The organism is Streptomyces sp. TAA040 (assembly GCF_000424845.1).
The window spans coordinates 150,673-168,692 of record NZ_AUKR01000011.1 but is presented as its reverse complement, the minus strand read 5'-3'; the positions used below and the strand labels follow the sequence as shown (position 1 = coordinate 168,692).

Below are 18,020 nucleotides of genomic sequence, written 5' to 3'. Positions count from 1 at the left end.
CGTCCCACCCGCAAGGCACCCTCCGCGGCGTCATGAGGCGCACCTTGCGACAGCGCGCCGAAAGGAGACAGCTGATGGCCGCGGAACCGGAGGTCCTGGAGGAGCTGCGACGGTTACGGGCCCGGGTGCCCCAACTGACCGGAGCTCTGGCAGCCAGCATCGACGGACTGGTACTGGCCCAGGACACGCCGACCGTGGAGGCCGAGCCGATGGCCGCGCTCACGGCGGCGGCACTCGGTGTCGCGCTGCGGCTGAGCGACACGGCGGGGCAGGGCGGCTTCCGGGAGCTGGTGGTACGGGCCGAGCACGGCTATGTCGCCACCTACGCGGCCGGGTCCGGCGCCGTCCTCACGGTGATGGCGGAACCGCGCACGAACGTCGGCCGCATCCATCTCGAAGCACGCCGCTCCAGCGCGCGCATCGGCTCGCTCGTCGCCGAGGCGCTGGAGCGCAGGGACCACCTGTGAGCCGCTCCCGCCGTCCTGCGGGCCGGTCGTCCCGCGGAACGGGGGGCCGCCCACGGCCGATCGCGGGACTGCCACCGAGGCCCGTCCACATCCGAACGAAAACCGTCACGGAAGGAACCATCCGATCATGACCAATACCGAAACCGCCCTCAAAGAAGCGATGACCGCCATCGAGGGCGCCGTCGGCGTCGCTCTCGTCGACTACGGCAGTGGAATGGCGCTGGGCACCCTGGGCGGCGGCAAGGACCTCGACCTCAACGTCGCCGCGGCCGGGAACACCGACGTGGTCCGTGCGAAGGTGCGCACCATGGAGCACCTGGGACTCCAGGAGGACATCGAGGACATCCTCATCACCCTCGGCGGCCAGTACCACCTGATCCGGCTGCTGAAGGGCCGGGACAGCAAGGGGCTCTTCCTGTACCTGGCGTTGGACCGCGGGCGGTCCAACCTCGCGATGGCCCGCCACCAGCTCACCAGGATCGAGGGCGAGCTGGAGGTCTGAGCGGAGGCCGGTGGCTCCTCCCCGCCACCGGCTTCCACCACCACGCCGCGGGGGCCACCGGTCCCGGCGGTCGCACGCACCGCGGACGGGCCCCGCACCACGGCGCCCGTCCGCGGTGCCGTCGCGCGAGACGGGCGCGTACCGCGACCCGCGCGGGGGCGAGCCTGCGGGGGAGCGCGGCGGGCGCGCTGTGCCTTCAGGGGCCGGGCATCCACGCACGCCACGGGCGGGTGATGACCTCGCGGTAGATGTGGTGCTCCGGGTTCCCGCCCGCGTGCCGCAGGGTCCACGCCCTGGCCTCGGCGGCGTCGACGCTGGGCCCGGACTCGGCATGGCACACCGCGCACTGTATGGCGTGCGTGATCGGCTCGGCGTCCGGCTCCCGGTCGGGCGCAAGGGTCCAGCGGACGAAGCGCATGACGGTGCGTACGGTCATCGCGTACCGCCTCGGTGCGGCAGCGGGCGCGCCCGTGGTGGCGGAACGTTTCGGCCGGCCGGGCCCGGCGGTGCGGCGGAAAGGAGGGGCCCGAACGGTCGCCGCGCGGCGACCACGGAACGCGTGGGCACGGGGGCGATGGGGCGCAGGTGGGGCTCCGTGCTGCTGTCTCGGCTCGACCGCACGCGGTGGGGGCCGCCGGACGTGGCGCGGGATGCGGTCCTGCTCAGGGCTGAGCAGAGGCATGCCCAGGTCGGGACGTTGCCACACACATCGGCGGGAGCCGGTCCGGTACCGCGCCGAATAAGCGGAGTGACCTACTCCGAGGGCTGTGCCGATCCACCGCGGCGTGATGGGATCTCCGGGTGAACTCCCGTCCGGTCCCCTGGAAGCCCTCCTGCGCCCAGCTCCGCCCCCGTCTTCCGGAAGATGTGGCCGCCTGCGCCCGGGTGCTGGCGGACGTGCACGCGCGGGACGGGTATCCGCTCCACTGGCCGGCGGACCCGGCGCAGTGGCTGGACCGTCCCCGGACCCTCGGCGCCTGGGTCGCCACGCTGGACGAGCGGATCGTGGGCCACGTGGCCCTGTCGGGCAGCGCGGTGGACGACGCGGCCCCCGGCGTCCTCGCCCGGACCGCGTCCTCGGACCCGGACACCACCCCGGTGCAGGCCCCCGAGGCGTGCGCGGAGCCGGACGCCGAGCCGGGCCCTGTGTTGGGCGCCGACCGGGTGGACGGCCCGGCGTTCGACCTGCCCCTGCCCCTGCCCCCGCCCCCGTCTGCGCTCCCGGACCCGGTTGAGGACGCAGCCGACCCGTCCCCCGCGGGCCCGACCGCGGGGGTGGTCAGCCGGCTGTTCGTGGCGCCCGAGGCCCGCGGCCACGACTTCGGCCGCCTGCTCCTCGCCGAGGTGCGGCGGGCGGCGGAGTGGCACGGTCTGGTGCCGGTCCTGGACGTGAGCGCGGCCGACACGGCCGCCGTGGCGCTGTACGAGCGCCTCGGCTGGCGGCGGCTGGCCACCGTGGAGCAGGAGTGGCGCCCGGGGGAGCGGGTCCCGGTGCACTGCTACCGGGGCCCGGTCGGCTGACCCGCCACACCGGCCGCCGCCCGCCCCGACCTCGGCCCGCCTCCGTCCCGCCCCGACCGCCGGCCGGGCGGTCGGTGTGCGCCGGGAAGCGGGGGCCACTCGTGTGAGCTGCCTTACGTTCCGTGTTTCCCGGCGGTTACCGGGCAGGGTTCCCCGCTGGCGAGCACGGTGTCTCAGGTTGCGGCACCGGCGGGTCGAAAGACCTCCGCTCGCTAAGATGAGCCGACCGAGGGCCCCGGCCAAAGGGTCCGGTGAGACTGAGATACGAGGAGCGCACGTGAGCCTTGTCGTGCAGAAGTACGGCGGCTCCTCCGTTGCCGATGCCCAGGGCATCAAGCGCGTTGCCAAGCGAATCGTCGAGGCCAAGAAGAGAGGCCACCAGGTGGTGGCCGTGGTGTCGGCGATGGGTGACACGACGGACGAGCTGATCGATCTCGCGAGTGAGGTGTCCCCGGTCGCGTCGGGGCGCGAGTTCGACATGCTGCTGACCGCCGGAGAGCGGATCTCCATGGCCCTGCTGGCGATGGCGATCAAATCCCTGGGACACGAGGCGCAGTCCTTCACCGGCAGTCAGGCAGGGGTGATCACCGACTCCGTGCACAACAAGGCACGGATCATCGACGTCACACCGGGCCGGATCAAGGACTCGGTGGACGAGGGCAACATCGCCATCGTCGCCGGTTTCCAGGGCGTGTCCCAGGACAGCAAGGACATCACGACGCTGGGCCGCGGCGGCTCGGACACCACCGCGGTCGCGCTGGCGGCGGCACTGGACGCCGAGGTCTGCGAGATCTACACCGACGTCGACGGTGTGTTCACCGCGGACCCGCGTGTGGTGAAGAAGGCGAAGAAGATCGACTGGATCTCCTTCGGCGACATGCTGGAGCTGGCCAGCTCCGGCTCCAAGGTGCTGCTGCACCGCTGTGTCGAGTACGCACGGCGCTACAACATTCCGATCCACGTCCGGTCGTCCTTCTCTGGTCTGCCGGGCACCTGGGTCAGCAACGAACCGCGAGGGGACGAGCCGATGGAGCAGGCGCTCATCTCGGGTGTCGCGCACGACACCTCCGAGGCCAAGGTCACGATCGTCGGGGTCCCGGACAAGCCGGGCGAGGCGGCGGCGATCTTCCGCACGATCGCGGACGTCGAGCTGAACATCGACATGGTGGTGCAGAACGTCTCCGCCGCGACCACCGGGCTGACCGACATCTCCTTCACCCTGCCGAAGACGGACGGCAAGAAGGCGATCGACGCGCTCAAGAAGCAGCAGAGCACCATCGGCTACGAGTCGCTGCGCTACGACGACCAGGTCGCCAAGATCTCCCTCGTCGGTGCCGGCATGAAGACCAACCCCGGTGTCACGGCGACCTTCTTCGAGGCCCTCTCCGACACCGGCGTCAACATCGAACTGATCTCCACCTCGGAGATCCGGATCTCGGTCGTCACCCGGCAGGACGACGTGAACGAGGCGGTCCGCGCCGTGCATACGGCGTTCGGCCTGGACAGCGAGTCCGACGAGGCGGTCGTCTACGGCGGCACGGGCCGCTGACCCGACCGGTCCCGTCCGCGGCCGTGGCCGGCGGCGGGCGACAGCACGCACGGCGCAGTACCCGCCCACCGCGGGTGCTGCGCCGTTTCCGTGCCGGCCCGCGGGCCGGCGTGCCGTACGGGAGGACCCGCGGCGCACGAGTCAGAAGACGATCGCTCTTCGGACCGAACAGGGGCTGTTCGTGATGGAGTCGTGCTGGTCGCCGCTTGATCTGGACCAACGGTCTGAACGACCATTCCTCTCTCGGCTCCCGCGCAACCGGTGCGGGGGCGGTCCGCGTCTTCGCTTCCACTGTCGCGAGTGGCAGATACCGGCACAGCGGCGCGGCAGGGATATTCCGCGGAGAGGGGGTGCGCATGAGGACGTTTCGACCGATCACGACCCGTACAAGAATGACCTCGCCCGCGTACAACCCTGACAGGGGGGAACGTGTCCAACAGGCGTGGCAGACGTACTGGAAACGGCAGCGGCATCAGTCGGGCGCACGTACGGGAGCGGAACTCCCGGCGGGGACATGCCCGTGATCGCGCCGTGGACGGAGGGTCGTCCCGCGCTGGTCCCGGCCCGTCGCGGGGATGCTGAGGAAGCGATGGCCGCCGGCACCACCGTCGATCAACTGACCGAGACCTACCGCACGCACTACCGCTCCCTGCTCGGACTCGCCGCGCTGCTCCTCGACGACACCGCGTCCTGCGAGGACGTCGTGCAGGAGGCATTCATCCGGGTGCACTCCGCCCGCTCCCGGGTCAAGGAGCCGGAGAAGACGCTGGCCTACCTGCGGCAGACCGTCGTCAACCTGTCGCGTTCCGCGCTCCGCCGCCGGATCCTGGGCCTCAAGCTGCTCTCCAAGCCGATGCCGGACATGGCGAGCGCCGAGGAGGGCGCATACGAGCGGTTGGAGCGCGACGAACTCAAGCGCGCCCTGCGCGGACTTCAGCGGCGCCAGCGCGAAGTACTGGTGCTGCGATACTTCGCGGACATGACCGAGGAGCAGGTGGCGGAGACTCTCGGGATATCGCGCGGCTCGGTGAAGGCCTACGGCTCGCGCGGTATCGCCGCCCTCCGGGTGGCGATGGAGGCACCGGCATGAGCAGCGAACAGCGCGACGCGGACCGCCCTCCGCAGGCGGACGCCGCCCGCGAGGAGGCCCCCCGGGCGGAGGCACCCGGGGACGGGGCGGAGGACGACGGCCGGGGGCGCTCGGAGGGGTCCTTCGAGGAGGCCGCCGCGCTGCGCCGGCTGATGCGCGACGTCGTGGACGACCTCGACATCGCACCCGACCCGGAGGCCCTGGAGCGCATCCGTCGCGGGGTGCCCGCCAGACGGGCGCGTCGGCGCAGGGCCCTGGTCGCCGCTTCGGCGGCGGCCCTGGTCGCCGTCACGGTCCCCGCACTGATGCAGACGGGCGTGGTCCCCGGCCCGCTGAACGACCGCAGGGCCAACACCGCCGTCGGCGAGGACGCCGGGACGGAAGACGGCTCGCGGGAGGTGCACGGCGAGGGCGACATCGAGTCCGCGGGCCGCAGCGGCGATCGGGACGGCGGGGCGGACGACCGGAGCCGGGACGGCACCACGGCCGCGCCGAGCAGCGGGGCCGGCACCGCTCCCGGGAACAGCGGGGACGTCGCGGCGGGTGCGCCGCGCTGCACGCGGGACCAGCTCGGCGACACCGTCGTCGAGGTCGGCGAGCCCGACGCCCTGGGCCGCGTCTACGGTTCGTTCCGGTTGGCCAACGTCTCCGGCGGCACCTGCCGGGTCAAGGGCAGTGACGCCCTGGTGGCCTCCGCACGGGGGCAGATGACCGCCGCGGCGAACGCCGTCCAGGTGCTCGACCACACCGAGGGCGGCAAGGCCGAGCAACTGCCCAGCCCCGCCGAGGCGCGCAGCGAGATGGTGCTGCGCAGCGGCGAGGCGTACCAGGTGCGGTTCGCCTGGATCCCGGACGCGCAGCGGGGCGCCTGCGCTCCCGACCCCGGCTCCGGTCCCTCCCCCGATCCCAGTCCGACCGGTCCGGGGGACGGTGGCGGGGACGGCGAGGGGGACGGCGGGAACGGCGGCTCCCAGGGCGATGGCAGCGGCACCGCCGGCGGCGAGGGCGGCGGTGACGAGGGCGGTGACGAGGGCGGCAGCGGCGGCGACGACGCCGGGACCCCGGGCTCGTCCGGCGAGCACAGCGGCATGACGACGCAGGGGGAGGCCGACGAGGGCGGCGGGGCGGCGATCGTGCTCCGCTACACGCCGGCGGCGGGGGAGCCCCAGGTCCCCAGCGCCTTCCTCGACAACGCCTGTAGCGGGACCGTCTACCGCACCGGCGTCCTGCCCGCGGCCTGACCCGGCGGACACCCGCCCGGCCGGGCGCACCGGCCACCGGGCGGTCCGACCGGCGGCCGGTGTGCCCGGCCGGCGCGGCCCCGGTGGGGGAGGAGACGGTACGGGGGCGGGCTCAGCGCGCCGGGCCCGCCCCCGTACCGTGGGGGCGTGTACCGCTTTCTGCTGACTTCGCGCTGGTGGGCGATCAACCTCTTCGTCGTGCTCGCGGTCCCGTTCTGCCTCTTCATGGGGACCTGGCAGCTCGGCCGCTTCGAGGACCGGGTGGACACCCACCGCGAGCAGCGCGACCAGGTCGAGCAGGTCGCGGAGCAGGAGGCCCGGCCGCTCGCCGAGCTGCTGCCGGTGGACAAGGAGACCTCCGGCCGGATGGCCGCCGCCACCGGCCGCTACGACACCGACGCCGAGTACCTCGTGCCCGACCGGGCGCTGGACGGCGAGCACGGCTTCTACGTCCTGACCCTGCTGCGCCCCGGGCAACCTTCCACAGGGGACCGCGGCGCCGAGGCGCTGCCCGTGGTCCGCGGCTGGCTGCCGGGGGCGCCGGACCCCGGCCGGGTGCCCGCGCCGCCGTCCGGCGAGGTGACCGTGACCGGCGCGCTCCAGGCCTCCGAGACCGGCGGGAGCACGGGGCTGCCGCAGGGGCAGCTCGGTACCGTCAGCGCCGCCGCGCTCGTCAACCTGGTGCCCTACGAGGTGCACGACGGCTGGATCACCGTGCAGGACCCGCAGCGCCCGCTGACCGCGGTGCCGCCCGTCGCGGCGAAGGGCAGCGGGCTCGACATGAAGGCCTTCCAGAACCTCGGCTACACCGCCGAGTGGTTCGTCTTCGGCAGCTTCGTGGTCTTCATGTGGTTCCGGCTGTTCCGTCGCGAGGTCGAGAGGGAGCGGGACGCCGCCCTGGGCCTCCTCCCCGGCGACCCCGGCACTCCCGGCGGCTCTGCGGCTCCCGCCCCCGACGACGCCCCCGAGGGCAGCGAATCAGCCGGGGGCCCTGAGAGCAGCGACACCGCCGGGGACGAGAGCGCCGCTACGGGCGGAGGTGCCGCTGGGCGAACTCCAGCTCCAGCGCCACCTGCTTGATCCGCTCCTCCACCACCAGCGAACCGTGCCCGGCGTCGTAGCGGTAGACCTCGTGCGGGTGGTCGCGCCGCTTCAGCCGGTCCACGTAGTTCTCCACCTGCCGGATCGGGCAGCGCGGGTCGTTCACCCCGGCCGAGAGGTAGACGGGCGCCGTCACCTCGTCGACGTAGGTGATCGGGGAGGAGGCGGCGAAACGCTCCGGTACCTCGTCGGGGGTGCCCCCGAGCAGGGTGCGGTCCATCGCCTTCAGCGCCTCCATCTCGTCGTGGTAGGCGGTCACGTAGTCGGCGACCGGCACGGCGGCGATTCCCAGCGTCCAGGCGTCCGGCCGGGTGCCCAGGCCCAGCAGCGTGAGGTAGCCGCCCCAGGAGCCGCCGGTCAGCACCAGCTTCGCCGGATCGGCCAGCCCCGAGGAGACCGCCCAGTCGCGTACCGCCCCGATGTCCTCCAGCTCGATCAGGCCCACCCGGTGCTTGAGCGCGTCCGTCCACGCCCGTCCGTACCCGGTGGAACCGCGGTAGTTGACCCGCACCACGGCGAATCCGTGGTCCACCCACGCCGCCGGCTGCGCGGCGAAGGCGTCGCTGTCGTGCCAGGTGGGCCCGCCGTGGATGTCGAAGACGGTGGGGAACGGACCCTCGCCCGCGGGCTTCTGCACCAGCGCGTGCACCTGCCCGCCCGGGCTCGCCACCCAGACGTCCTCGACCGGCACCGAGACGGGGGCGGTCATGCCCGGCGGGTCCAGCACCACGCCGCCGGCGGTCGAGCGCACCGTCGGCGGTTCGGCGGCGGAGGACCACAGGTACTCCACCGAGCCGTCGGGCCGGGCCGTCGCGCCGGAGACCGTCCCGGGCGGCGTCTCCAGGCGGGTCAGCCGCTGGTCCGCCAGGTCGTAGCGGTACAGCTCGCCGCGCGCCCGGTAGTCGTGCGAGACCAGCAGCGCGGCACCGTCCGGATACCACTCGGCGCCCACGTCACCCGGCAGGTCGATGTCCAGGCCGGAGCTCTCGCCGGTGAGCGGGTTCCAGATCACCGGCTCCCAGCGGCCGCGGCGCTGGTGGCCCATCAGCAGCCGCGGATCGCCGTCCACGGGGGCGAACCCCAGGACCGTCAGCCCCAGCTCCTCACGACCGCCCTGGGTGTCGTCCAGCTCGGCGACCGTCGTCCCGTCCGGGCGGACCACGCGTACGGCCGAGTGCATGGCGTCGCCGTGCTCGGTGTGCTCGATCGCGATCAGCGACCCGTCGTACGACAGGTCGGCCACGCCCGCCGACTCGCGGTGGCGGTAGATCTCCACCGTCTCCGCACCGGGCCGCGCGAGATGGACGGTCGAGCCGTCGGTGTCGGTGGAGCGGCCGACCACGGCGGTGCCGTCCCGGCCGAGTGCCAGACCCGCCGGGTAGGAGGCCTCCAGGTCGGTGATCGCCGGTACGTCCTCGCCCCCCTCGAAGGGCTGCCGCATCCAGCGGCCGAACTCGTCGCCGTCGGTGTCGGAGAACCACCACACGTGGGCGCCGTCCGGGGTCAGCACTCCGTCGGTGGTGCCGTTCGGGCGGTCGGTCACCTGGCGCCGGCTGCCAGTGGCGCGGTCCCACGCGTACAGCTCGTAGGTGCCGGTCGCGTTCGACACGAAGAGCGCGCGCTCCGGCGCGTCCTCGGCCCAGTCCGGCAGCGACACCCGCGCCGCCCGGAATCGCTTCTCCCAGTCCGGCATGGTCCCGGTGGTCCCGTTGTTCTCAGTCATGCGCCCCATTGTGCGCATGACCGAGAAACCCACGGGGCGTTGCGTCGAACACGGCCGGTACCCGACGGCCGGTACCCGACGGCAGGTCCCGGCCACTCCCGGTGGCCCCCGCCGTCGGCACCGGCCGTCCGGGCGCCCGCCGGTTCAGTCGGTGAGCTCCACCTGGATCTCGACCTCCACCGGTGCGTCGATCGGCAGCACCGCCACGCCGACCGCGCTGCGGGCGTGGACGCCGCGGTCGCCCAGCACCTCGCCGAGCAGCTCGCTCGCGCCGTTGACCACGGCCGGCTGCCCGGTGAAGTGCGGCACCGAGGCCACGAAGCCGACGACCTTGACCACCCGGGCGATCCGGTCCAGGTCGCCGGTGACGGACTTCACCGCGGCCAGCGCGTTCAGCGCGCAGGTGCGGGCGAGCTCCTTGGCCTGCTCGGGGGAGACCTCGCTGCCGACCTTGCCTGAGGTCGGCAGCTTGCCGTCCACCAGCGGGAGCTGGCCGGCGGTGTACACGTACCGGCCCGTGCGCACGGCCGGGACGTAGGAGGCCAGCGGCACGGCGACCTCGGGCAGTTCCAGCCCCAGCTCGGCGAGCCTGGTCTCCACGGCGCCCTGGCCGCCGGTCACTGCTTCTCCCGCTTCAGGTAGGCCACGAGCTGTTCGGGGTTCGGGCCCGGCACGACCTGGACGAGTTCCCATCCGTCCTCGCCCCAGGTGTCCAGGATCTGCTTGGTCGCGTGCACGAGCAGCGGCACTGTCGAGTATTCCCACTTCGTCATGGCCTTGAGGGTAATGGGTGCGGCGTCTGGTTAGGCTTCGGAGGGTGAGCAGGCTCCATGTGGTCACCGGCAAGGGCGGTACCGGCAAGACAACGGTCGCCGCCGCACTCGCGCTCGCTCTGGCGGAAGCCGGGCAGCGCACACTCCTGGTCGAAGTGGAGGGACGACAGGGCATCGCGCAGGTCTTCGAGACCGAGGCGCTGCCGTACGAGGAACGCAGGATCGCCGTCGGACCGGGCGGCGGCGAGGTGCACGCGCTGGCAATAGACGCCGAGCGTGCCCTCCTGGACTACCTCCAGATGTTCTACAAGCTCGGCTCCGCCGGGCGCGCGCTCAAGCGGATCGGCGCGGTCGACTTCGCCACCACGATCGCCCCTGGAGTCCGGGACGTGCTCCTGACCGGCAAGGCGTGCGAGGCGGTGCGGCGCCGCACCAGGAGTGGCGCCTACGTCTACGACGCCGTCGTCATGGACGCCCCGCCGACCGGCCGGATCACCCGGTTCCTCGGCGTCAACGACGAGGTGGCCGGGCTGGCCAAGGTCGGTCCGGTGCACAAGCAGGCCCAGGCGGTGATGCGGGTGCTGAAGTCGGCCGAGACGGCCGTGCACCTGGTGACCCTCTTGGAGGAGATGCCGGTGCAGGAGACCGTGGACGGCGTCCGCGACCTGCGGGCGGCGGGGCTGCCGGTCGGCGCGGCGATCGTCAACATGGTCCGCCCGGTGCTGGTCGAACCCGTCCTGCTGGACGAGGCCGAGGGGGCGCACGCCCGGCTCGCGCAGGCCTTCGCCTCGGCCGGTCTCGGCGGCGCCCGGCGCGGCGGCAAGGCCGAGAGGCTCGTCGCCCCCCTGCTGGAGCAGGGCCGCGAGCACGCCGCGCGGCTGGAGCTGGAACAGGAGCGGCGCGCCGAGATCGCCGCACTCGAGCTGCCGACCCACGAGCTGGAACTGCTCGGGGAAGGCGTGGACCTGGCCGGTCTCTACGAACTGGCCGCACGGCTGCGCGGCTGCTGGGCCGACGCGGAAGTCGTCGAAGGAGCGGGCAAGTGAGTCTGGGTGACGCACCGGTACTGGAGATCGATCCGCTGATCGACGATCCGGAGACCCGCATCGTGGTGTGCTGCGGCTCCGGCGGCGTCGGCAAGACCACCAGCGCCGCCGCGCTGGGCGTCCGGGCCGCCGAGCGCGGGCGGCGGGCCGTGGTGCTCACCATCGACCCGGCCCGGCGGCTGGCCCAGTCGATGGGCCTGGCCGAGCTGGACAACACTCCCCGGCCGGTGCCCGGCGTGGACACCGCCAAGGGCGGCGAACTGCACGCCATGATGCTCGACATGAAGCGGACGTTCGACGAGATCGTCGAGACGCACGCCGATGAGGAGCGCGCCCGCGCCATCCTGGAGAACCCCTTCTACGCCTCCCTGTCGGCGGGCTTCGCGGGCACCCAGGAATACATGGCCATGGAGAAGCTCGGCCAGCTCAGGGCGCGCGACGAGTGGGACCTGATCATCGTCGACACCCCGCCGAGCCGTTCGGCGCTGGACTTCCTCGACGCCCCGAGCCGGCTCGGCTCCTTCCTGGACGGCCGGCTCATCCGGCTGCTGACCGCCCCCGCGAAGGCCGGCGGCCGGGCCGGCATGAAGTTCGTCAACCTCGGCATGGCCGGGCTGAACATGGTCACCGGCACCCTCGGCAAACTGCTCGGCACCGGACTGCTGCGGGACGTGCAGACCTTCGTGGCCGCGATGGACACCATGTTCGGCGGCTTCCGCAAGCGCGCCGACGCCACCTACCGGCTGCTGCAGGCGCCGGGCACAGCCTTCCTGGTGGTCGCCGCACCGGAGCGGGACGCCCTGCGCGAGGCGGCGTACTTCGTGGAGCGGCTGGCCGCCGACCGGATGCCGCTGGCCGGCCTCGTACTGAACCGGGTGCACGGCAGTGCAGCGGACCAGCTGACGGCCGAACGCGCCCTGTCCGCCGCCGAGGCGCTCGCCGAGCGCACCGGCGGCGACCCTGACGCCGACGAGCACTCCGAACCGTCCGAGCGGTCGGGCCGGGCAGGCGTGTCCGCCGAGGGTGCCCAGGCTCCGCCGGAGGGCGGCGCGAATCGTTCTGAAAATCTTGGCGCGGACGGCATTGTGGATCACCGGGGCGGGAAAGCTACGGGAGATTCCGGTGGTGACGGCTCCCCCGCAGCGTCGGACTTCCCCCTGCCCGATCCCCCTGCCGGTCGCGCGGCGAGTTCCGCCGCCCGGTCCGAGGGGGAGACCCCGCCCGCGTCCGCGCAGCGCGCGGGTGTCCGCGGCAAGGACGCCGCTGTCGGCGATCCGGACCTCGGCGATCCGGAGATCGAGCTGCTCGCGGCCGGCCTGCTGCGGCTGCATGCCGAGCGCATGCGGGTGCTCGTGCGCGAACGGCGCACGCGTGACCGCTTCGCCGCGCTGCACCCGGAAGTGCCCGTGGCGGAAGTGGCCGCACTGCCCGGAGACGTGCACGACCTGGCGGGACTGCGCGCGATCGGTGAGCGGCTCGCCGCCCAGTCGCGCCCGGGTCAGCCGGCGGCCGCCGACAGGCCCTCGTAGCTCTTGCCGGCGCCGTCGCGTCCCAGCGAGCCGAGGGCGTCGATGTCCGACTCCTCACCGGCGTAGGACGTGCTGTAGGCCTCGTACTCCGTACGCGCCGTCTCCAGCAGCCGGCGCCAGGAGGTGACCGTGGGCCGGCGGCGCAGCAGTGCGCGGCGCTCCCGCTCGGTCATCCCTCCCCACACGCCGAACTCGACGCGGTTGTCCAGAGCGTCGGCCAGACACTCCGTCCGCACCGGGCATCCGGTGCAGACCGCCTTGGCCCGGTTCTGGGCCGCTCCTTGCACGAACAGTTCATCCGGATCAGCAGTACGGCAGGCGGCCTGCGTACTCCAGTCGGTTACCCAGCTACTCATGCTGGTGCCGTCCTCTCCCGAGTTGAGGCTCCCCCACGGCGACAAACGGCATATGCACCGTCGCCAGTTGAGGACGTTACGGAAGGCAGGGCAGGAGGCAACACCCCCGACGGGCCCAATCTTGAATGGTCCGATTGGACTATGCGTGCGCGTGAGATCACCCACCGGAGTGAGCGCGCGACAAGCCGGACAAGTAAATCGAAGGCGACATCTCGGGTGTCGGGGGTGTTCGTTATGTCGGAGTCTCCTGGCATATGACGCCATTTCAGGGCGTCTCTCATCACTCACAGGAGTGATGAGACGGGTCATGCCGAACTGACCCTGTTACCAAGGTGTGAAGCAGCGTAGGCGAACAGATGCACCCCTGTCCGGGGTTCGGGCACGTACGCTGGCCGACATGGCAAACAAGCGCTCGGGCGGCGGGCTGTCCGCGACTCAGCAGGTCGCCAAGTTCCTCGGAGTCAGCGTGCTGTCCGGGGCCGTACTCGCCGGGATCGCGCTGCCTGCGGTGGGAACCTTCGGCCTGGCGGCCAAGGGGACTGCCGAGGGCTTCGACGACATCCCGGCCGTCATGAAGCGCCCCCCGCTGAGCCAGAAGACCCGAATCCTCGACTCCGAGGGCGGTCTCATCGCGGACGTCTACTTCAGGAACCGCACGGTGGTCTCCCTGGACGAGATGTCGCCGTGGATGGAGAAGGCCATCATCGCGATCGAGGACGAACGCTTCTACGAGCACGGCGCGGTGGACCTCAAGGGCGTGCTGCGCGCACTCAACCGCAACGCCCAGACCGGCGAGGTCTCCGAGGGTGCCTCGACCCTCACCCAGCAGTACGTCAAGAACGTCTTCGTCGAGGAGGCCGGCGACGACCCCACCGCGGTCGCCCAGGCCACCCAGCAGACCATCGGGCGCAAGGTGAAGGAGCTGAAGTACGCCATTCAGCTCGAACAGGAACTCAGCAAGAAGCAGATCCTGGAGAACTACCTCAACATCACCTTCTTCGGTCAGCAGAGCTACGGCGTCGAGGCCGCCGCGCAGCGGTACTTCTCCAAGCCCGCCAAGGACCTGGAGGCACACGAGGCGGCGCTGCTCGCGGGCATCGTCCAGTCGCCCAGCCGCTATGACCCGGTCAACGACGAGCAGGAGGCCACCAAGCGCCGCAACCTCGTCCTCCAGCGGATGGCCGACACCGGAGCGCTCAGCGCGAAGGAGGCCGAGGAGGCCCAGGAGAAGCCGCTCGGACTGAAGGTGAGCAGCCCGCAGAACGGCTGCATCACCGCCCGGAACGACGCCGGCTTCTTCTGCGACTACGTCCGCAAGGAGTTCCTGCGCAACGAGGCGTTCGGCAAGACGGACAAGGAACGCACGCAGCGCTGGCAGCAGGGCGGCCTCACGATCCGCACCACCCTCTCGCCCACGGCACAGAAGGCGGCGTCCGCCGCCGCCGCGAGCAAGGTGGACAAGGACGACGACATCGCCGCCTCCGTGGTCTCCGTCGAGCCGGGCACCGGCAAGATCCTCTCGATGGCGCAGTCCCGTCCGTACGGGAACGACCCGGAGCAGAACCAGACGGTCCTCAACCTCGCGGTCGAGAACAGCATGGGCGGCTCCTACGCCGGCTTCCAGGTCGGCTCCACCTTCAAGCCGATCATCGCCGCCACCGCGCTGGAGCAGGGGTTCGATCCCGCCGAGACCTTCAGCAGCGACTGGAAGACCGAGTTCGAGATGAAGAAGTTCCGCACCTGCGAGAACAAGCCGTACGGCGCCGGCGAGTACCCGGTGCAGAACGAGCTGGAGTCGGAGGCCGGGACCTGGGACCTGACGAGCGCCCTGGGCAAGTCGATCAACACCTACTCGATCAACCTGCTCCAGGAGACCGGCATCTGCGACACCGCGGAGATGGCCACGAAGATCGGCGTCCGCAGCGGTACCGGCAAGACCCTCGAACCGAAGCCGTCCATGGGCCTGGGAGCCCTGGAAAGCACCCCGCTGGCGATGGCCAACGCCTACGCGACCTTCGCGAACCGCGGCACCTACTGCACGCCCGTGGCCATCGCCAACGTCGAGGACGCCCAGGGCAACAAACTCAAGCCGCCGGGCAGCGAGTGCTCCACGGCCATGTCGGAGAAGACCGCTGACACCATCAACCAGATGCTCAAGGGCGTCGTCGAGGACGGCACCGGCACCACCGCCGGCCTCACCGACGGCCGTGACAACGCCGGCAAGACCGGCACCACCGAGCGCCGCCGGGACGCCTGGTTCGTCGGCTACACCCCGAACCTTTCCACCGCCGTGTGGGCCGGTTCGGACGGCGCCGAACGCATCGACATGTACGACATCACCATCGGCGGCCAGTACTACGACAAGGTCTGCGGCGGCTGTCTGCCCGGCCCGATCTGGCGGACCGCGATGACCGGGGCGCTGGAAGGCGTCGAGCCGACGCCGTTCAACGACATCGACGTCCCGCGCGGCAAGGACGAGGACGACGGGGAAGGCGACGAGGACGACGGGGAAGGCGACGAGGACGAGGGCGACCGCCGGAACCGCGCCGGCGACGACGACGGCGTCCCCGGCGAGAACCCGCCCGGCGACACTCCCGGCGTCATCGTCGGCGGTGACAACGGCGGCGGTGACGCCGGCGGCGGCACCGGCGACCCCGGCGGCGGCAACGGCGGCGGAGGCGGCTGGACCGAGGGAGCCGACGGCGGCGGGGAACCCGGCTGGCCCGGCTGGCCGCCCCCGCGCTGACCCGCGTCCCAGCGGCGCAGACGACACGGCGGCGGCCCGCCCTCCCACGCGGAGGGCGGGCCGCCGCCGTACGTGCACGGTGACGCGACGGCTCAGCCGGCCAGCGCCCGCTTCACCGCCGCCGCCACCCGGCCGCCGTCGGCCCGACCCGCGATCCGCGGGTTCACGCTCTTCATCACCGCGCCCATCGCACGCGGCCCCTCGGCACCCGCGGCCTTCGCCTCCCCGACCGCCTCCGCGACCAGTGCGTCCAGCTCCCCGTCCGTCAGTGGCTTCGGCAGGTACTCGGCCAGCACCTCGCCCTCCGCGCGCTCCCGCTCGGCCGACTCCGTACGACCGCCGCCCGCGAATGCCTCGGCGGCCTCCCGGCGCTTCTTCGCCTCGCGGGCGATGAGCGTCTCGACCTCGGCGTCCGACAACTCGCGCGCCTCGGTTCCCGCGACCTCCTCCTTCTGGACGGCGGTGAGGGTGAGCCGGAGGGTGGAGGAGCGCAACTCGTCGCGCGCCCTGATCGCTGCCGTCAGGTCGTCCTGCAGCTTGGACTTGAGCGTTGTCATGCGGTTCAGTCTGCCAGCGTCCCCGCTGTCCCCGTACCGGCGGAATCCCGCCGCTGCCCCGCTCCCGGGCCCGTACCCACCCGTCCACCGTGTCCCGTCGCCCGCTGCCCCCCGGCCGGCATCCCGCAGGGCCGCGTCAGGCCGCACGGTCCTGCCCGGCGTCCGGCGGGCCCTGGTCCTCCCGCCGCCCTGCACGCCCTTCCGCCGGGTTTCCGAAGGGCCCCTTCGGCCCCCCGCCGGGGCCCCTCGGCCGTGAGCGCTCCCCCGTTATGTTTTTTCGTGGTCCTGCAAGAGGGCCGCTGGCCTCCGGGCCCGGCATGACTGTGTCCCCCTGTCGAAGGCATGACCTGGGGGGTGGTGTCACCGGGCCTGGGGGTGTCGTCGGAGACGCTGATGAGAGGTCTGGCTACCGTCCGGTCCGGCGCAATGCCGGGCAGTTCGCGGGCGGCAGGTCTGTATAACGTGGATGCGCGCGCATGACACCACTGCCGGGGCCGGCACCGCCAACCCCCGGGGAGGGCGCGATGTTCGACACCGAAGACGTAGGGGTGTTCCTGGGCCTGGACGTCGGGAAGAGTGCCCATCACGGGCACGGGCTGACTCCGGCCGGGAAGAAGGTCTTCGACAAGCGGCTGCCCGACAGCGAGCCGAAACTGGGGGCCGTCTTCGACAAGCTGGCCGCGAAGTTCGGTACCGTCCTGGTGGTCGTGGACCAGCCCGCCTCCATCGGCGCCCTGCCTCTGGCCGTGGCCCGTGATGCCGGCTGCCGCGTTGCCTACCTGCCCGGCCTGGCCATGCGCCGGATCGCCGACCTCTACCCGGGGGAGGCGAAGACCGACGCCAAGGACGCCGCGGTGATCGCGGACGCCGCCCGCACCCTGCCCCACACCCTGCGCGCGCTGGAACTCACCGACGAGATCACCGCCGAGCTGACCGTCCTGGTCGGCTTCGATCAGGACCTCGCCGCCGAGGCCACCCGCACCAGCAACCGGATACGCGGCCTGCTCACCCAGTTCCACCCCAGCCTGGAACGCGTCCTCGGCCCGCGCCTGGACCACCGGGCCGTCACCTGGCTCCTGGAGCACCACGCATCCCCCGGCCGCCCTGCGCAAAGCCGGCCGCCGCAGACTCGTCGAGCTCATCCGGCCCAAGGCCCCGCGCATGGCCGCCCGACTGATCGACGACGTCTTCGACGCCCTCGACGAGCAGACCGTCACCGTGCCCGGGACCGACACCCTGGACACGGTCATCCCGTCGCTGGCCCGCTCGCTCGGCGCCGTCCATGAACAGCGCCGGGTCCTGGAAGCCCAGATCACCACTCTGCTGGAGGCTCACCCTCTTTCCCCGGTCCTGACCTCGATGCCCGGCGTCGGCGTCAGGACCGCCGCAGTCCTGCTGGCCACCATCGGCGACGGCACCAACTCCCCCACCGCCACCCACCTCGCCTCCTACGCCGGTCTCGCGTCCACCACGAAATCGTCCGGCACCTCGGTCCACGGCGCACACGCACCCCGGGGCGGAAACCGGCAGCTCAAGCGGGCCATGCTCCTCTCCGCCTTCGCCTGCATGAACGCCGACCCAGCCTCACGCACCTACTACGACAAGCACCGCGCCAGCGGCAAAACCCACACCCAAGCCCTCCTCCGCCTCGCCCGCCAACGCATCAGCGTCCCGTTCGCCATGCTCCGAGACGGCACCTACTACGAACCCCGAACCCCCACCATCACCCTCGCCGCACAACCACAACGAAACCACCCACAACGGCCAGCCTCGACTTGACGAAAAACATAGAGGCACCCCCCGGGCCCCTCCCGGACTC

At 72.2% G+C, this 18,020-nt stretch carries 16 protein-coding genes and 1 pseudogene; 11 read left to right on the top strand and 6 right to left on the bottom strand.

From position 1 onward, the window contains the following. Positions 1 to 32 precede the first annotated feature (32 nt). Complete coding sequence (locus tag H300_RS0111865; RefSeq protein ID WP_078515922.1) at positions 33 to 467, top strand: roadblock/LC7 domain-containing protein; 435 nt, start codon at positions 33 to 35, stop codon at positions 465 to 467. A 127-nt stretch (positions 468 to 594) separates the two neighbouring features. Continuing rightward, positions 595 to 969 (top strand): hypothetical protein, encoded by a 375-nt coding sequence (locus tag H300_RS0111860; protein ID WP_028427592.1) that lies wholly within the window; start codon positions 595 to 597, stop codon positions 967 to 969. A 196-nt stretch (positions 970 to 1,165) separates the two neighbouring features. On the opposite strand, the gene H300_RS0111855 is transcribed toward H300_RS0111860, so the two are convergent. Then, positions 1,166 to 1,405: a DUF7848 domain-containing protein gene (locus H300_RS0111855; RefSeq protein ID WP_028427591.1), complete on the bottom strand. Its 240-nt coding sequence runs from the start codon at positions 1,403 to 1,405 to the stop codon at positions 1,166 to 1,168. Positions 1,406 to 1,770: 365 nt separating this feature from the next. Between H300_RS0111855 and H300_RS26485 the strand changes: the two genes are divergently transcribed. The 5 genes from H300_RS26485 to H300_RS0111830 all read left to right on the top strand — a co-directional run bounded on the left by H300_RS26485 (position 1,771) and on the right by H300_RS0111830 (position 7,450). Beyond that, positions 1,771 to 2,490, top strand: a complete 720-nt coding sequence (locus H300_RS26485; protein ID WP_106966816.1) for a GNAT family N-acetyltransferase — start codon at positions 1,771 to 1,773, stop codon at positions 2,488 to 2,490. Positions 2,491 to 2,767: 277 nt separating this feature from the next. Beyond that, positions 2,768 to 4,039: an aspartate kinase gene (locus tag H300_RS0111845; protein WP_028427590.1), complete on the top strand. Its 1,272-nt coding sequence runs from the start codon at positions 2,768 to 2,770 to the stop codon at positions 4,037 to 4,039. A 514-nt stretch (positions 4,040 to 4,553) separates the two neighbouring features. Then, positions 4,554 to 5,129: a SigE family RNA polymerase sigma factor gene (locus H300_RS0111840; protein WP_028427589.1), complete on the top strand. Its 576-nt coding sequence runs from the start codon at positions 4,554 to 4,556 to the stop codon at positions 5,127 to 5,129. Then, positions 5,126 to 6,370 carry a hypothetical protein gene (locus H300_RS26480; RefSeq protein WP_051269967.1) on the top strand — a complete coding sequence of 415 codons (1,245 nt, stop codon included), beginning with the start codon at positions 5,126 to 5,128 and terminating at the stop codon, positions 6,368 to 6,370. The genes H300_RS0111840 and H300_RS26480 overlap by 4 nt, the downstream gene beginning before the upstream one ends. A gap of 147 nt (positions 6,371 to 6,517) precedes the next feature. Further along, on the top strand, positions 6,518 to 7,450 hold the full coding sequence (locus H300_RS0111830; RefSeq protein WP_028427588.1) for an SURF1 family cytochrome oxidase biogenesis protein: 933 nt from the start codon (positions 6,518 to 6,520) through the stop codon (positions 7,448 to 7,450). Here the strand turns inward: H300_RS0111830 and H300_RS0111825 are convergent. The 3 genes from H300_RS0111825 to sp36 form a co-directional block, all read right to left on the bottom strand. Then, on the bottom strand, positions 7,398 to 9,194 hold the full coding sequence (locus tag H300_RS0111825) for a S9 family peptidase (RefSeq protein ID WP_486583709.1): 1,797 nt from the start codon (positions 9,192 to 9,194) through the stop codon (positions 7,398 to 7,400). The two genes, H300_RS0111830 and H300_RS0111825, sit on opposite strands and share 53 nt — an antisense overlap. 144 nt (positions 9,195 to 9,338) lie before the next feature. Beyond that, positions 9,339 to 9,815 (bottom strand): RidA family protein, encoded by a 477-nt coding sequence (locus H300_RS0111820; RefSeq protein ID WP_028427586.1) that lies wholly within the window; start codon positions 9,813 to 9,815, stop codon positions 9,339 to 9,341. Next, positions 9,812 to 9,967, bottom strand: a complete 156-nt coding sequence (sp36, locus tag H300_RS31035) for a Sp36 family protein (protein WP_106966815.1) — start codon at positions 9,965 to 9,967, stop codon at positions 9,812 to 9,814. Before sp36 ends, H300_RS0111820 begins: the two co-directional genes overlap by 4 nt. A gap of 44 nt (positions 9,968 to 10,011) precedes the next feature. Here sp36 and bagA point away from each other — a divergent pair, with 44 nt between their 5' ends. Continuing rightward, positions 10,012 to 11,013: an ATPase BagA gene (bagA, locus tag H300_RS26475; protein ID WP_051269966.1), complete on the top strand. Its 1,002-nt coding sequence runs from the start codon at positions 10,012 to 10,014 to the stop codon at positions 11,011 to 11,013. Beyond that, the gene (gene bagB / locus H300_RS0111805; protein ID WP_037980031.1) at positions 11,010 to 12,542 is read left to right on the top strand and encodes an ATPase BagB; all 1,533 of its coding nucleotides are present in this window, start codon (positions 11,010 to 11,012) and stop codon (positions 12,540 to 12,542) included. Before bagA ends, bagB begins: the two co-directional genes overlap by 4 nt. On the opposite strand, the gene H300_RS26470 is transcribed toward bagB, so the two are convergent. Continuing rightward, the gene (locus H300_RS26470) at positions 12,512 to 12,898 is read right to left on the bottom strand and encodes a WhiB family transcriptional regulator (protein ID WP_051269965.1); all 387 of its coding nucleotides are present in this window, start codon (positions 12,896 to 12,898) and stop codon (positions 12,512 to 12,514) included. The two genes, bagB and H300_RS26470, sit on opposite strands and share 31 nt — an antisense overlap. A gap of 397 nt (positions 12,899 to 13,295) precedes the next feature. Between H300_RS26470 and H300_RS26465 the strand changes: the two genes are divergently transcribed. Further along, the gene (locus tag H300_RS26465) at positions 13,296 to 15,644 is read left to right on the top strand and encodes a transglycosylase domain-containing protein (protein WP_078515920.1); all 2,349 of its coding nucleotides are present in this window, start codon (positions 13,296 to 13,298) and stop codon (positions 15,642 to 15,644) included. A gap of 92 nt (positions 15,645 to 15,736) precedes the next feature. Here the strand turns inward: H300_RS26465 and H300_RS0111790 are convergent, their stop codons facing one another. Further along, positions 15,737 to 16,201 carry a GatB/YqeY domain-containing protein gene (locus tag H300_RS0111790; protein WP_028427584.1) on the bottom strand — a complete coding sequence of 155 codons (465 nt, stop codon included), beginning with the start codon at positions 16,199 to 16,201 and terminating at the stop codon, positions 15,737 to 15,739. A 524-nt stretch (positions 16,202 to 16,725) separates the two neighbouring features. Here H300_RS0111790 and H300_RS26460 point away from each other — a divergent pair. Next, positions 16,726 to 17,980 (top strand): annotated as a pseudogene (locus H300_RS26460) (IS110 family RNA-guided transposase). The last annotated feature ends 40 nt before the right edge of the window (positions 17,981 to 18,020 follow it).

Bases quoted from the DNA above. Each gene is read 5' to 3' on its own strand.
- H300_RS0111825 (WP_486583709.1), bottom strand. From the start codon at position 9,194: ATGACTGAGAACAACGGGACCACCGGGACCATGCCGGACTGGGAGAAG.
- H300_RS0111865 (WP_078515922.1), top strand. From the start codon at position 33: ATGAGGCGCACCTTGCGACAGCGCGCCGAAAGGAGACAGCTGATGGCC.
- H300_RS26480 (WP_051269967.1), top strand. From the start codon at position 5,126: ATGAGCAGCGAACAGCGCGACGCGGACCGCCCTCCGCAGGCGGACGCC.
- H300_RS26470 (WP_051269965.1), bottom strand. From the start codon at position 12,898: ATGAGTAGCTGGGTAACCGACTGGAGTACGCAGGCCGCCTGCCGTACT.
- H300_RS0111840 (WP_028427589.1), top strand. From the start codon at position 4,554: ATGCCCGTGATCGCGCCGTGGACGGAGGGTCGTCCCGCGCTGGTCCCG.
- H300_RS0111790 (WP_028427584.1), bottom strand. From the start codon at position 16,201: ATGACAACGCTCAAGTCCAAGCTGCAGGACGACCTGACGGCAGCGATC.
- H300_RS0111855 (WP_028427591.1), bottom strand. From the start codon at position 1,405: ATGACCGTACGCACCGTCATGCGCTTCGTCCGCTGGACCCTTGCGCCC.
- H300_RS0111860 (WP_028427592.1), top strand. From the start codon at position 595: ATGACCAATACCGAAACCGCCCTCAAAGAAGCGATGACCGCCATCGAG.
- H300_RS26465 (WP_078515920.1), top strand. From the start codon at position 13,296: ATGGCAAACAAGCGCTCGGGCGGCGGGCTGTCCGCGACTCAGCAGGTC.
- sp36 (WP_106966815.1), bottom strand. From the start codon at position 9,967: ATGACGAAGTGGGAATACTCGACAGTGCCGCTGCTCGTGCACGCGACC.